At 49.9% G+C, this 14,761-nt stretch carries 15 protein-coding genes; all 15 read left to right on the top strand.

All coding sequences use genetic code 11. The annotated features are described in order from the left end of the window. Positions 1 to 58 precede the first annotated feature (58 nt). Complete coding sequence (locus LC508_RS10635) at positions 59 to 1,051, top strand: ABC transporter permease (RefSeq protein ID WP_054353339.1); 993 nt, start codon at positions 59 to 61, stop codon at positions 1,049 to 1,051. Further along, positions 1,044 to 1,910 carry an ABC transporter permease gene (locus LC508_RS10630; RefSeq protein ID WP_181014381.1) on the top strand — a complete coding sequence of 289 codons (867 nt, stop codon included), beginning with the start codon at positions 1,044 to 1,046 and terminating at the stop codon, positions 1,908 to 1,910. Before LC508_RS10635 ends, LC508_RS10630 begins: the two co-directional genes overlap by 8 nt. A 9-nt stretch (positions 1,911 to 1,919) precedes the next feature. After that, positions 1,920 to 2,864, top strand: a complete 945-nt coding sequence (locus LC508_RS10625; protein WP_225305359.1) for an ABC transporter ATP-binding protein — start codon at positions 1,920 to 1,922, stop codon at positions 2,862 to 2,864. Then, positions 2,854 to 3,516, top strand: coding sequence for an ABC transporter ATP-binding protein (locus LC508_RS10620; protein ID WP_103730901.1), 663 nt, complete (start codon positions 2,854 to 2,856; stop codon positions 3,514 to 3,516). The genes LC508_RS10625 and LC508_RS10620 overlap by 11 nt, the downstream gene beginning before the upstream one ends. Further along, positions 3,491 to 4,078: a DJ-1/PfpI family protein gene (locus LC508_RS10615; RefSeq protein WP_033142477.1), complete on the top strand. Its 588-nt coding sequence runs from the start codon at positions 3,491 to 3,493 to the stop codon at positions 4,076 to 4,078. Before LC508_RS10620 ends, LC508_RS10615 begins: the two co-directional genes overlap by 26 nt. Positions 4,079 to 4,112: 34 nt before the next feature. Further along, positions 4,113 to 4,397, top strand: a complete 285-nt coding sequence (locus tag LC508_RS10610) for a metal-sensing transcriptional repressor (protein WP_054353338.1) — start codon at positions 4,113 to 4,115, stop codon at positions 4,395 to 4,397. Positions 4,398 to 4,846: 449 nt separating this feature from the next. After that, entirely contained in the window at positions 4,847 to 5,605 is a 759-nt protein-coding gene (locus tag LC508_RS10605) for an IclR family transcriptional regulator (protein ID WP_054353336.1), read from the top strand. Between the two features lie 242 nt (positions 5,606 to 5,847). Continuing rightward, positions 5,848 to 7,020 carry a Glu/Leu/Phe/Val family dehydrogenase gene (locus tag LC508_RS10600; RefSeq protein WP_103730902.1) on the top strand — a complete coding sequence of 391 codons (1,173 nt, stop codon included), beginning with the start codon at positions 5,848 to 5,850 and terminating at the stop codon, positions 7,018 to 7,020. A 70-nt stretch (positions 7,021 to 7,090) separates the two neighbouring features. Beyond that, a complete protein-coding gene (locus LC508_RS10595; RefSeq protein ID WP_033142473.1) occupies positions 7,091 to 8,341 on the top strand; it encodes an MFS transporter in 1,251 nt (416 codons plus the stop codon). Between the two features lie 27 nt (positions 8,342 to 8,368). Next, positions 8,369 to 8,572: a 4Fe-4S binding protein gene (locus tag LC508_RS10590; RefSeq protein ID WP_033142472.1), complete on the top strand. Its 204-nt coding sequence runs from the start codon at positions 8,369 to 8,371 to the stop codon at positions 8,570 to 8,572. A gap of 12 nt (positions 8,573 to 8,584) precedes the next feature. Then, a complete protein-coding gene (gene vorB, locus LC508_RS10585) occupies positions 8,585 to 9,637 on the top strand; it encodes a 3-methyl-2-oxobutanoate dehydrogenase subunit VorB (protein WP_033142471.1) in 1,053 nt (350 codons plus the stop codon). 1 nt (position 9,638) lies between these two features. Further along, positions 9,639 to 10,376 (top strand): thiamine pyrophosphate-dependent enzyme, encoded by a 738-nt coding sequence (locus tag LC508_RS10580; protein ID WP_033142470.1) that lies wholly within the window; start codon positions 9,639 to 9,641, stop codon positions 10,374 to 10,376. 2 nt (positions 10,377 to 10,378) lie between these two features. Beyond that, positions 10,379 to 10,918, top strand: a complete 540-nt coding sequence (locus tag LC508_RS10575) for a 2-oxoacid:acceptor oxidoreductase family protein (protein WP_103730903.1) — start codon at positions 10,379 to 10,381, stop codon at positions 10,916 to 10,918. Between the two features lie 58 nt (positions 10,919 to 10,976). Further along, entirely contained in the window at positions 10,977 to 13,079 is a 2,103-nt protein-coding gene (locus LC508_RS10570; RefSeq protein WP_103730904.1) for an acetate--CoA ligase family protein, read from the top strand. Then, a complete protein-coding gene (locus LC508_RS10565; protein ID WP_225305358.1) occupies positions 13,060 to 14,742 on the top strand; it encodes a BCCT family transporter in 1,683 nt (560 codons plus the stop codon). Before LC508_RS10570 ends, LC508_RS10565 begins: the two co-directional genes overlap by 20 nt. Positions 14,743 to 14,761: the final 19 nt, after the last annotated feature.

Below are 14,761 nucleotides of genomic sequence, written 5' to 3'. Positions count from 1 at the left end.
CGACAATCTGCACGTTCCGGTATGTTTTTTACAAGAGAAAATGAAATGGAGAGACAGAATGAAAAACAAGTATTATCTGAAATTGACGGGGAAATATCTGCTCCGCATGGTAACACTTCTCATAGCGGTCAGCATCATAAGCTTTCTTCTGGTCAGCATGTCTCCGGTGGACCCGGTGCAGCAGTATGTGGGGGCTGTGCCGAATGTGAGTATGGAACAGAGAGCTAAGATAGCGGAATACTGGGGGCTGAATGATCCGCCGGTAGAACGTTTTTTCGCCTGGGGCAGGTCTGTTCTGCAGGGGGATTTCGGTGTGTCTCTGATCTACAGAAGACCTGTGCTGGATATCATCAAAGAAAAATTCGTCACCTCCCTGGCGCTCATGGCGGCGGCCTGGCTGTTCTCGGGGATCATCGGATTCACGGTGGGATGTGTGATGGGGGCCTTCCACGGGAAAGGGCCGGATAAGGTCCTAAAGAAGGTCTGTCTCATCATGTGCTCTATTCCAACCTTCTGGATCGGAATCGTATTCCTCATGGTATTTTCCGTGAAGCTGGGCTGGTTTCCCATGGGCATGAGCGTGCCGAAAGGCGTTCCCACGGACCAGGTGACCATACTCCAGAGAATCCACCACCTGATCCTGCCCGCCCTTACACTGAGTTTTTTGTCTTTTGCCAATGTGGCGCTCCACACCAGAGAGAAACTGGTGGATGTGCTGGAAAGTGAGTATGTCATGTTCGCAAAGGCCAGGGGCGAATCCAAGTGGAGTATCCTGAAAAGGCATGGGCTGCGCAACATTATGCTGCCGGCCGTGACCATGCAGTTCGGCTCTTTCAGTGAGCTCTTCGGCGGCTCCGTGCTGGCGGAGAATGTGTTTTCCTATCCCGGCCTGGGCGCTGCGGCTTCCGCGGCGGGTATGGGTTCTGACGTGCCGCTGCTCTTGGGGATCACCCTGTTCTCAGCGCTCTTTGTCTTCGTGGGAAATATGCTGGCAAATATCATATACGGGGTCGTGGACCCGCAGATAAGGGAGGGATACAGAAATGAGTGATATGACTGCAGCGGTATCCGGTGCACAGAGACGAAGGATTTTCGTGAACCGGAGAACAAAGACCATACTATTTGCCGCCCTGATCTTTTTCGTGATCCTGGGCGTATATCTGTCGGGGGCCTTATTGAGTGATGACCTGATTCAGGCGGATTTTTCAAAAAAAGCGCTGAAACCTTCCCTGGAGCATCCTTTCGGCACAGACCTTTTGGGAAGGGATATGCTGGTGCGCACGGTAAAAGGGCTTTCGGTCAGCATTTCCGTGGGTATGATCGCCTCAAGCGTAAGTGCCGTGATCGCTCTGTTCGTGGGTGTGGCGGCAGCGACGGGGCGTTCCTGGCTGGACCATTTTATCAACTGGGTCATAGACCTGGTTATGGGAATCCCCCACACTGTGCTTCTGATCCTCATCTCCTTTGCCTGCGGAAAAGGGTTAAAAGGGGTACTGATTGGCGTGGCGGTCACCCACTGGACAGGGCTTGCCCGTATTATAAGAAGTGAGGTGCTCCAGATTGGTTCTCAGCAGTATATAGGCGTTTCAAAGAAGCTGGGACATTCCAGCTGGTGGATCACCGTACATCACATTCTGCCCCATATGGTGCCGCAGTTTATCATCGGTCTGATCCTTCTCTTTCCCCATGCCATTATGCATGAGTCCGGCCTTACCTTCTTGGGATTCGGCCTCTCGCCGGAGCAGCCCGCCATTGGTATCATCCTGTCGGAATCCATGAAATACCTGTCATCCGGCATGTGGTGGCTGGCATTTTTCCCGGGCCTTATGCTTGTGGTCATTGTACTGCTTTTTGACCGTCTGGGTGAAAATATGAAGAAGATCTTAGACCCGTACAGCGCACATGAATAGGAGTAGAACATGAAAAAAGAACGAATGGAAAATGCGCCCCTGCTGAAAGTGGAAGACCTGTCCGTATCCTTCCACATGTATGACAAGGGGCTGGAACAATATGATCTGAAGGTAATATCCAACCTGAGCCTGGATGTAAAACCGGGGGAGATTGTGGCGATCGCAGGCTCCAGCGGCTCCGGGAAAAGCCTTCTGGCCCATGCTGTCGTGGGAATCCTGCCGGAGAATGCCAGGCTCACAGGCAGTATCACATACAAGGGCGAGATCCTTGACCAGAAGAAAAAGGAGGCTTTCAGAGGTACCCGGATCGCCCTGGTGCCCCAGTCCATCGCCTATCTGGACCCCCTTATGAAAGTGGGAAAACAGGTGACGGGAGGCGACCGGGGAAAAGAGGCGGAAATTTCCAAAAAGGAGATTTTTAAGAGATTCCATCTGGATGAAAAAATAGAAAAATATTATCCCTTCCAGCTTTCAGGCGGCATGGCCCGCAGGGTTCTGGTGTCAACGGCTGTCATAAGCGACGCCTCCCTGATCATCGCGGACGAACCCACACCGGGCCTGGATCTGGAAATGGCTCTGGAAGCGCTTAAAGTATTCCGCGAGCTTGCGGACGAGGGAAAGGCAGTGGTGCTCATCACCCATGACATTGACCTGGCCTTTCATATTGCTGACCGGATCGCCGTATTTTATGCCGGAACCACAGTAGAGATGGCAAAGGCGGAAGATTTTCTGGAGGGTGCGGGAAAGCTGCGCCATCCATACTCCAAAGCACTGTGGCAGGCACTTCCCCAGAACGGCTTCAGGCCCATTCCGGGATTTCAGCCATATGCCAGGTATCTGCCAAAGGGATGTCTCTTTTCTCCAAGATGTCCCCATAAGACAAAAGAGTGTGAAAATGATATTCCCATGAGCGAGATCAGGGGAGGATATGTGAGGTGTATACATGCGACTTGAAGCGAGAAATTTAGGGTTTTGTTATGCAGGCGGGCCGTGGATTTTGAAAGATGTGAACTTTTCCATGGAGGAAGGGGAACGGGTGGGCCTGGTGGGGCCAAGCGGCTACGGAAAAAGCACATTGGTAAAACTTTTGGCGGGATATCTGGAACCCTGTGAGGGGGAAATCCTGCTGGATGGAAAACCCATGGAAAAGAAAGGCGTCTGTCCGGTGCAGCTTATCTGCCAGCACCCGGAGAAGGCGATCAATCCCCGCTGGAAGATGAAGAAGGTCCTGGAGGAGTCAGGCATGTACCGGGAGGAAGTGCTGGAGGCCCTGGGGATTGAGGAGGAATGGCTGGAGCGGTATCCGAGGGAGCTTTCCGGGGGAGAACTGCAGCGCTTCTGCGTGGCGCGCTCCCTGTTCGGGGGGACACATTTTCTGCTGGCTGACGAGATGAGCACCATGCTGGATGTGATCACGCAGGCGCAGATCTGGAATCTCATGCTGCGTGAGGTGGAAAAGAGAAAAATAGGTCTGCTGGCAGTCACACACAACATGGCCCTGGCAGACTGTGTGTGTACCAGGACCATCAATCTGGCTCAGGTGAATCACATAAAATGTGCGGAGGAAAGCGGGTGTAAAAATGGATGTGAATATGGTACTGTTTGATGATTTTGAGTGTATGGATATCTTCGGGCCGGCAGAGATACTGGGGAAACTGCAGAAATATTTCCACATCCGTTATCTCTCCGTGTCAGGGGATGTGATAAACAGCGTGCAGGGGGCCAAGATATGGACGGATTTCCTGATCCCGGAGGAGGTGGAAGGTATTCTTCTGATTCCGGGAGGAAAAGGAGCGCGGCGCCTTCTGTGGCAGGATGAGCGCACTCTGAATCTGGTGAAGCAGGCGGCAGAGAATGCAGATACCTGTATGATGGTGGGCAGCGGCTCCGCGATCCTGGCACAGACAGGGCTTCTGTACAGGCGGAAGCTGGCGGACTGTCCCCTTGACAAGAACTGGAACAGGATGTTTACAGCGGGTATTGAGAGAATCGAGGGGGCCAGGGTGGTGGCAGACGGAAAATACTACTCCTGCAGCAGTACAGCTGCAGGGCTGGATATGACACTCTGGATGGTGGCAGACCAGATCGACATTGACGTGGCAGCAGAGGCAGCCCGGCAGATGGGATATCCCTGGGACTCTGCCGGCGGGGAGGAGATCTATTGCTGACAGGGCGCAAAGGGAGTGAGAAAGGAACTGTGCGATGAGAGAAGAGAAAAAAGACACAGGTACGAAGTATGATAAAAGCATGGTAAACCGTCTTGCCAGGGCTACCGGTCATCTGAAGTCCATACGCGGTATGGTGGAGGAGGGGCGCGACTGCAGTGAAGTCCTGATCCAGCTTGCGGCTGTGCGCTCCGCAGTCAACGGTGCGGGGAAGGAAGTGCTGAAACAGTACATGGATGAGTGTATTGAGGAAGCTCTGGAAAAGGGAGACACGGAGAGTCTGAAACGCCTGAACAAGGCTCTGGATTCTTTCCTGAAATAAGATTTTGCAAGGAACCCCGGGATGGGGAAATCAGGCAGGGAAAAAACACTGCGGACACAGCAGAAAGCCCTTATTTGGCGGGGAAAAAAGAGTGAAACTTTTTCTCTTTTATAACCCAGGGGGCGGCTTGCGGGAAGGGGCCGGGTGTTGTATGATGATATCACGGTTAATCTTCCTCCGATCGATGACCGTAAAAATTACAGTATTGGCTGGCGTGCCGTCCCTCCGCTTATAAAACGGTACAGAAAAGCCTGATTTGAATTCACAGACACTCCAAGTTCAAAAAGCCGCATCCTATGCCGGGATGCGGCTTTTTGCGTATCCTTTGTAAACATATGCTTGTAATGTGTGGTCGGAGATGGTAATATTTTAGTAAGGTACAATAATGAACAGGGTTCTTATATACGGAACAAACGGCACCTATATAAAAATCAGGAGGGCGAACCGCTATGAGTGAAGAGAGAGAAATCAAGGTAAAAAGCCTGCAGAAGGCTTTGGAAATTTTGGGATGTTTCGTGGAAAAACAACCTCTGGGTGTGACGGAGATCAGTGAGAAGCTGGGATTATACAAGAGCAACGTGCATAATATTTTAATGACTTTTAAGGCTATGGATTATCTGGAACAGGACCCGGAGACCGGGAAATTCAGTCTGGGGACCGCAGTGTTTACCCTCAGCCGTGCGCTGAAGGAGAGCCTTACTATTTCCAAGGTAGTGCTGCCCTATATGCATCAGATCGCAAAAGAGGCGGGAGAGCTGGTATATCTTGCCATTCCCCATGAAGATGAGGTGGTCTATCTGGAGGCAGTCTATCCGGAAGGCCAGATGCTGCCCGGCAGGTCGGTCACAGGGGAGCGCTCAAAAATGTACTGCACCAGTGTGGGTAAGGTCATCCTTTCCCAGATGACGGATGAGGAAGTGGAGGAGATTCTGAGCCGCGAGAAGAAGGCATTCACAGACTATACCATTACAGACAAGGAGAAGTTGTGGGAGGAAGTCAGGAATGCCAGGAGAGACGGCTATGCTATGGACAACATGGAGAATACCTTCGGTGTCAAATGTGTGGGAGTTCCTCTGCTGAATCACCTGGGCAAAGTAGAGGGCGCCATGAGCATCAGCACCCCTTCCCTTCGCATGGATGATGAGAAGCGGGATATTTTCGTACAGATCCTCAAACGATATGCAAATGATATTCAAAAACGTCTATAGAAAATAAAAGGTCAAATTTGGATAATTTGCACAAAAAGGAAAAAGATTCCCATAAGATATTGAAAAATTAAACAAGGTGTGATATGCTCATAACATCAAAAAAGAACGAAGTTCTTACATACAGAACAGAAAGAAAAAGAATTCAGAATGGTTACTCGGCAAAATGCCGAGTAAAAAAATAAAACCAATGAAGAACAGGGTTCTGTAATAGAGAACAATTTAAAAATGGGAGGATTTTTACAATGGCAAACAAACCGTATTTAGTAGTGGAATGGAACGACACAGAGACAGATGCAAAGGGATGGATGTGTGCATACAACTTCGTAAATCATTACTGCGGAGGCGGAACAAGAATGCACCCCACCGTTACCAAGGAGGAAGTGATCCGCCTTGCAACAACCATGGGATACAAATACAAAGCATGTGAGTCCCTCACAACAGGCGGATGTAAAGCAGGTATCGCCTATGACTACAAAGCTCCGGATGCCCTGGATGTTCTGAGGCGTTTCCTGACAGCCACCGCTCCGGTTATCAACGCAGGTGTTTCCATCGGCGGAGATTTAGGGGTGGACTACTCCGACGTTTTAAGGATTTTAGATGACCTGGGAATCGGTATTCCGCAGACAAAGGCCATGAAGGAAGATCCGGATATCCATCAGGGTATTGTAAACCATGACAGAGCGGAAAAAGAACTGACATATGACGGCTTCAAAATGTATGACATGATCACAGGCTACGGTGTTGCGGCCGCAGCGGATGAAGCGTGGAAGATGAAGGGTGGAAAAGAAGGCGCTACCGTTGTGATCCAGGGCTTCGGATGTGTAGGAGCAAGCTGTGTGAACTCCCTGAACGACATGGGCTACAAGGTGATCGGAATCGCTGACGTAAACGGACTTGTTTACTGCAAGGACGGCCTGGACATTCCTAAACTGGTGGCAACCAGACTTCCGAAGGGCGAATTAAATAAAGAAGCTTTCCAGGACAACTATGAAATTTATCCAAACAGCCAGTGGCTGGAAAAAGAATGTGATATCCTGATTCCCGCAGCCCTGGAAGATGTTATCAATAAAGACAATGCTGACAAGATCAAAGCATCCCTGTTAGTGGAGGCAGCCAATATTCCCACCACACCGGAAGCAGACGAGATCCTCCGCAAAAAGGGTGTAGACGTAGCTGTTGACTTTATTACAAATATGGGAGGCATCCGTATCTACGAAGCAATTATCTTCCGCATTGTAAAGATTGAAGACATGAACGATGAGGATGCGGCAGCAGCAATCGTAAAAGATACCGTAGACTTGATCCGCAAACAGACACGCCGGGTATTTGAGGAGTCCAAAAAGACAGGTGAATTCACCCGTGACGTAGCCAGAAGGCTGTTCACACCGGACAAATCCGACACTCCGGATATGTAATCCGTTATTCTGCTAGATAGGGTGGGGATGCGAAAAAAGCATCCCCATTCTATGCATATGGAGGTTTTTTATGAATTCTAAAGTGAGAAAATATCTTACGGTCATAACCCTTGGCCTGGCAGGAGGTTCCATCTATTTTCTGCCCTACGTGAAATACATTTTTTATGACGCACAGCTTGCAGCCATGCATATGAGCAACACCCAGTCCGGCCTGCTGCTCACCATGTACACCGTGGGAAATATGATCCTCTACATACCGGGCGGCATCATTGCAGATAAAGTGTCACCGAAAAAAGCACTGATCATATCTTTGCTCAGCACATCAGCTCTGGCTTTCCTGTACGCATTTACCATGGACTTTAAGATCGCCATGTTCATCTGGATGGGGCTCTCCTTCAGTACGGCATTTGTATTCTGGTCCGCGCTCATGAAAGCAGTCCGCATCATCGGAACAGAGGAAGAACAAGGATTCATGTACGGTCTTTATTATGCCTGCAACGGAATTACAGCAGCCCTGACCAATACGCTGGCGCTGAACATTTACAAGACAGCAGGCGGAAATATGGAACAGGGATTCTTCCGAGCCGTTCTGGCAGGCGGCTCCGTTGCTATTATCGCAGCCATTCTGCTGTTCTTCCTTATGCAGGGCAGTGACAAAAAGGATGAAAAAGTTGATGACGGGGAACCAAAATTCAACATGGGTGATGTGGGAAAACTGCTGAAAAACCCCGTTGTCTGGATCGTCTCCTTTACTATTTTCTGCGGATATGGTTTTTACACCAGTATATCCTATTTCAATCCGTATCTGACCGAGGTGATAGGTGTATCTCCGGAGAGTTCAGGATTTATCTCCATTGTCCGCAACTACCTGCTTCTGCTGCTGGCTCCTGTGGGCGGCATCATTGCAGATAAAGTATTTAAATCCACCTGTAAATGGCTCTCCACGGCATTTGTCATACTGGCAGTTCTTTTCGGGGCAGTTCTCATTCTGCCTTCCGGTATCAGTCCCATGGCAGCCAGCCTTTACACACTGATTCCGGGGGCGTTCGCCATGATGATGTACGGTGTTGTATTTTCCACGGTCAGTGAGGCGGGAATCCCCAGAGCTATGACGGGAACCGTGATCGGTATTGCATCCATTATCGGCTATCTGCCGGATTCCATCTATTCTGTGCTCTTTGGAAAGTGGCTGGATGCCTTCGGCGGCTCAGGGTACAATTTTATCTTTGGTTTTCTTGCAGTTTCAGGTCTGGTGGGAGCCACACTGGCAATGTTGATTTACAGGCACGGTAAGAAAGCAAAACAGGGAGCAATCTCCTGAAGTATTTATAGAAAGGAAAATGAAATTATGGGAAAAGAAAAAGTTTACACCAATCCCGTCCGCTGCAAAGGCTGCGGGTATTGTATCAACGCATGTCCTCAGGAGGCCATAAAGGAATCCGGCCATGTAAACGCCAAGGGATACAATACGGTTGAAGTGGATGCAGAGAAATGTGTGGTATGCGGTATGTGTTACCGCGTATGCCCGGATTATGTGTTTGAAATACGATGAGGGAGGTTCATTATGGGAAAAGTATTATTTAAAGGAAATGAGGCTCTGGCGGAGGCCGCTCTGGCAGCCGGATGCCGCTTCTACAGCGGATATCCGATTACTCCGCAGACAGAGATTCTGGAATATCTCTCCTGGAGAATGGAAGATGTGGGCGGGGTGTTCATCCAGGCAGAGTCTGAACTGGCAGGCGTCAACATGGTACTGGGAGCATCCGCAGCAGGTGCAAGGGCACTGACCACATCCGCAGGCCCCGGATTTTCACTGAAACAGGAAGGGATCTCCTACCTGGTGGCAGCAGACCTTCCGGCAGTTATCGTGGATGTTATGCGTATTGGCACAGGTCTTGGTGACATTGCTCAGGGTCAGGGGGACTACTGGCAGCTCACAAGAGGCGGCGGCCACGGGGATTACCACACATTGGTACTGGCACCGGCTTCTGTTCAGGAGAACGCGGACCTTATGGTGGAAGCCTTTGATCTGGCTGAAAAATACCGCCATCCGGTTCTCATCGCCTCCGACGCGGCCATCGGCCAGATGATTGAGGCTGTGGAGATTCCGGAATTCAGGGAACACGATATTGATAAATATGACTGGAGCATCAAGGGATGTAAAAAAGGCTGTGAACAGCGCAAGATCCAGAACGTTTATTATACCCATCCGGATTATGAGAATTACCTGAGAGAGAAATACGATGACATGGAGCGCGACGAACAGCGCTATGAGAATATTCAGGTGGAAGATGCAGAACTGGTGCTTGTGGCTTATGGAATCAGTTCCAGAGTATGCCGTGAGACCGTTGAACTTGCAAGAGAAGAGGGCCTGAAGCTGGGACTCATCCGCCCCATCACACTGTGGCCGTTCCCGGTGAAGGCATTTGAGGAGGCAAAGAACGCCAAAGCATTCCTCACTGTGGAGATGAATATCTTAGGCCAGATGACAGACGATGTGCGCCTGGCTACCGGCGGTAAATATCCGGTTGACCATTTTGGTTCTATTTTCGAGATTCCGGAATCTGACGGGATCATCGCGAAAGCAAAAGAAATGCTGAAAAAGGAGGGCGTATGATATGAGACTGGTAGCTCCTGAAACCGTAACATTTACGCAGAGTGGCTTCTGTCCCGGATGCGGACACGGCCTGGCAGTCCGTCTGATTGCCGAAGTAATGGAAGAGATGGGTTTAAGTGAAAAGCTTCTGGCTGTGGTTGACGTGGCCTGCGGTTCTTTAAATATTGATTCCTGGAGATTTGACACAGTTATGGCAGCCCACGGACGCCCCGTGGCTACCGCAGTGGGCATCAAGAAGGTGCGCCCGGAAAATCCGGTGCTGGCTTATATCGGCGACGGCGCCGCATACTCCATCGGTATGGCGGAGACCATGCACACCGCACTGCGCAATGACAACGTGGTGACTGTAGTCATCAACAACAGCTTATACGGCATGACCGGCGGTCAGTGTGCGCCCACATCCCTTCCGGGGCAGATTACCACCTCCACACCGAGAGGAAAAGACCCGGAAAAGATGGGTATGCCATTTCGTGTAGAGCAGGCATTTACCGGCTTCGACATTGCCTATCTGGCAAGAGGCACCATGGCAGATGCCAAGGGTATGATCCAGTGTAAGAAATACATCAAAAAAGCATTTGAAAAACATATGAAGGGCGAGGGATTCTGCCTGGTTGAGCTGCTCTCCCCATGTCCAACAAACCTGAACATGACTCCTGTAAAGAGCATGGAACACCTGAAAAATGAGATGGAGAAATACTTCCCTCTGGGTGAATTTAAAGACAAAAAGGAGGAGGAATAGACATGGCAAAAGAAATCATTTGTGCCGGATTCGGCGGACAGGGAGTGCTGACAGCCGGAATGCTCCTCATCAATGCCGGCATGGAACAGGATAAAAATGTTTTATTTTACCCCTCCTATGGTTCAGAGATGCGCGGCGGAACCGCTAACTGTACCGTGAAGATCAGTGACAAGCTGATCGCCAGCCCGGTTTCCAAGCACCCGGATATTCTGTTCACCATGAACACACCGGCTATCGACAAGTTCGAGGATCGTCTGAAACCCGGCGGGCTTCTGCTGGTAAATTCCTCCATTGTGCCCGAGGACAGGAAATACAGAGAGGATATCAAGGTAGTAAAGATTCCCGCAACGGATATTGCCGCAGAGGTAAAAAATCCAAAGGGTGCCAACCTGGTCATGCTGGGAGCACTGGCGGCCCACAGTGATCTGTTTACTATTGAATATATGGAAACAGCCATTGTCTCCTTTTTTGAGAAAAAGGGAAAGGGCAAATTTAATGAGAAGAATGTAGCCTGCTATCGCCGTGGGGTGGAGGGCAGATAATATAGGGGTTTTGAGTAAGAGGGCGGTTCTGCCGCCCTCTCACAGGAGGTAGAAAACTATGGATTTGACAAAACTGCTGAAACCGAAGTCCGTAGCAGTCATCGGTGCCAGTGAGAAGGAAGGATTCGGCGGCGATGTATGCCGCAATATCCTTACTTATATGGAAGACAGAAGCCATGTATATTTTATACATCCCAAGCGTGACCAGGTCTTTGGGGTTCCCTGTTATAAGAGTGTGACAGAAGTACCGGAATCTGTGGATCTGATGGTCATCTGTACTTCCCAGAAGACAGTGATCCCTCTGTTAAAAGAAGGGGCTGCAAAAGGATGCGGCGGTGCCGTGATATTTGCCAGCGGATACGGTGAAGTGGGAACCGATGAGGGCAGGGCCAATGAAAAGGAACTGATGGAGACCGCCAGGGAGCTGGGCATTGCCGTTATGGGACCGAACTGCGCGGGATTCGTCAATTATGTGGACAATGTGCAGGCCTTTGCGTTTATCTCTGACAAGAGAGACAGAAAAGGCAGTGTGGGTGTAGTCTCCCAGAGCGGACAGCTCTGCCTGTCCCTGATGGACTGCCCGGGCATGCGTTTCTCCTACAGTATATCAGCCGGAAACGGAAAGATCGTCCAGATGGAGGATTACATGGATTTTCTGGTTGAGGATGCGAATACAAAAGTAGTCAGTGTCTATATTGAGGGCGTTAAAAATGCGGATAAATTTGCGGCAGTTCTGAAAAAAGCTGCGGACAAGAGAAAACCCGTCGTTATCCTGAAGGCGGGAAGAAGTGCCAAGGGCGGCGCCATTGCAGCCTCCCATACGGGAAGCCTTTCCGGTTCCGATGCGTCCTTTGACGCTGTGCTGAAAAAGTTCGGCGCTATCCGTGTGGATGATCTGGAAGAGCTGATGGCCATGTCCCTTATGCTCTCCACCTTAAAACAGATGCCAAAGCAGGCCACATTTGCCTCCATGAACCTCTCCGGAGGGGAGACAGGAATCTGTGCCGATGTGGGAAGTTTAAACGGTATCGAATACCCGGATTTCACGAAGGAGACCCTGGCTTCTCTGAAAGAGCAGCTTCCCTCTTACGCCTCACCCAACAATCCGCTGGATATGACGGCGAGCCTCTCCTATGACGCGGATCTGTACGCGGGAGCGCTTCGCACTGTGATGGATGACCCCAATATCGGTATGGTCCTCATTGGCTATACACTGCTTCTGGAGATCGCGGACCCGGCTATCCACTATATGTACCAGGGAATTGAGAAAGTGGTAAAAGAAAAAGGGGAAAACTGCAAACCGATCGCCATGATCCCCTTTGCGGAAAACACCAGGAATGCGGAATACCAGGAAAAGCTGTTCAATATCGGTGTACCGGTGCTTCCGCCTACGGTCTATGCGTTTAAGATCCTGCGCCACCTGGCTGATTTTATTTCCTATACACCGGAGAATAAGAGCCTGAGTCTTGCAGTGGGCCAGAAGAAGAGCGATGAGACCTATGCCCTGTCCGAGCATGACAGCAAGAAAGAGCTGGGAGCCTACGGGGTTCCGGTTCCCAAGGAAGTCATTGTCACATCTGCGGAGGAAGCGGCAGAGTTTGCCAAGAACACAAAGGAAGCTCTGGTCATGAAAGTGGAATCCGCTGATATTCTGCACAAGAGTGATGTGGGCGGTGTGAAACTGAATATCCATGGTCCTGAGGAAGCGGTTCAGGCATATAATGAAATTATGGAGAGTGTATCATCGAAACGTCCTGATGCGAAGATCAACGGGATTTTAACGGTTCCCATGTTAAAATCAGGAGTAGAGATGATCATCGGTGTGAACAATGACCCGCAGTTCGGCCCCATGGTCATGGTGGGAATGGGCGGTGTGTTCGTGGAGCTGTTCAAGGATGTGGCACTGTACCCGGCGCCCATCAGTAAGGCGGAGGCCTTAGACATGCTCAGATCACTGAAATCCTTTAAACTGCTGAACGGTTACCGCGGCGGGGCAAAATGTGATATTGACGCCCTGTGTGATACCATTGTAAGCATTGCTGATTTCGCCAGTGCAAACAGGGATACCCTGAAGGAATTGGATATCAACCCTCTGTTTGTATACCCGGAAGGGGAAGGGGTAGGCGTAGCTGACGCCCTTGTTGTCAAATACAAAGAGTAAAACCGATGACGGAACGGTTGGCATCATAAAGGAGGGACACGATGTGAAGCTGTTTGAGAAGATTGAGAAGAAAGTTTTTATCCCGGCTGTAGTGATCCTGGCAGTCATAATTATTCCACTGTATCTGGCACCGGAGATTTCCAACCAGATAATTTCAAGTGTATTTGAGTTCTGTACAGGAAGGCTGGGGTTTCTGTACCTGCTGGCCTGTCTTGTATCCTTTGGTTTTCTGATCTGGCTGACAGTCAGTAAGCACGGGAACGTGAAGCTGGGCAGCGCTGAGGATAAGCCGCAGTACTCCAATCTCTCCTGGATCGCCATGCTTTTTACTGCAGGTGTGGGAACCAGCATCGTGATTCTGGGCTTTCTGGAACCGATTTACTATGTAAGCGGCCCTCCTTTTGATCTGGAGCCGTTTGGCAAACAGGCATATGAGTATGCCCATATGTACGGACAGTTTCACTGGGGCCTGAGTGCCTGGGCGTTCTATAACCCGGCTATCATCGCCACAGCCTATATGATGTTTGTACGCAAAAAACCGGGAATGCGTCTGAGTATTGCCTGCGAGCCTGTTTTAAAAAAGCATGCAAAAGGTTTTTTGGGAAATGTGATCGACATGCTTGTTATTTTCGGTATTGTGGGTTCCATTTCCACATCTCTCGGTATCGGGGCGCCTGTACTTTCCGTGATCATCCGGGAAGTATTCGGTATCCCGCAGAACTATGATTTTGTTGTGCGTATCATAGTATTGATCATCTGGGTCTGCATATTCGGAACCTCCGTATATCTGGGCCTGGATAAAGGAATCCAAAAACTCAGCAACATAAATGTTGTAATGGCATTTATCTTTATGGCAATTGTGCTTTTTGTGGGGCCGACAACAGATATTTTTAAGATGGAAGTGAATTCGCTGGGGCTGTACGCTTCGGATTTTGTGAAGATGAGTACATACACAGACCCCTTCGGAAGCGGAAAGTTTACGCAGGAATGGACAGTTTTCTACTGGGGTTGGTGGCTGGCCTTTATGCCTATGATGGGAATGTTTGTGGGACGTATTTCCAGAGGGCGAACCATTCGGAATGTCGTGTGGGGACAACTGATATGGGGATCTCTGGGCTGCTGTGTAAGCTTTATGATATTCGGAGGATACTCTTTATTTCTGCAGGAAACAGGCAGAGTGGATCTCGCGTCCATTCTGCAGAGTGAAGGGCAGAGCGCTGCCATTGTAGCGATTCTGCAGACTCTGCCAATGCCTAAGCTTATGATGATATTCCTGTGTCTTGTCTGTTTTGTGTATCTTGCCACAACCATTGATTCCTGTGCCTATGTATTGGCCGGGACAACCATGAAGAGACTGAAAGGAGATGAGGAGCCTGCCAGATGGAACAGAATATTCTGGGCGATTTTGTTCTGTCTTCTGTCAATCGGCCTTATGCTGATCGGCGGACTGGAGGCAGTGAAGACCATTTCCGTACTCACAGGGCTGCCGCTGATCGCGGTGTTGATCTTATTGATCATTTCAGTAAAGAAGATGCTTACCGGGGAAGATAAAAGAAAAAAGGCTGAAAATGCCGAAAATGAGCCCCAGGAGAAAGCAGATTCCCCTGAAATAGAAAAAATATCCCCTGGGGTGGCTTGTAAAACGGAAGAAGATTCGCTATGATATAACCATAGCCGCATCC

Origin of the sequence: Blautia parvula, assembly GCF_020215665.1 — a bacterium.
Classification (GTDB): Bacteria; Bacillota; Clostridia; order Lachnospirales; family Lachnospiraceae; genus Blautia; species Blautia celeris.
Note: the sequence above shows the minus strand (reverse complement) of the source record. Positions and strands in the feature narration are given on the sequence as shown.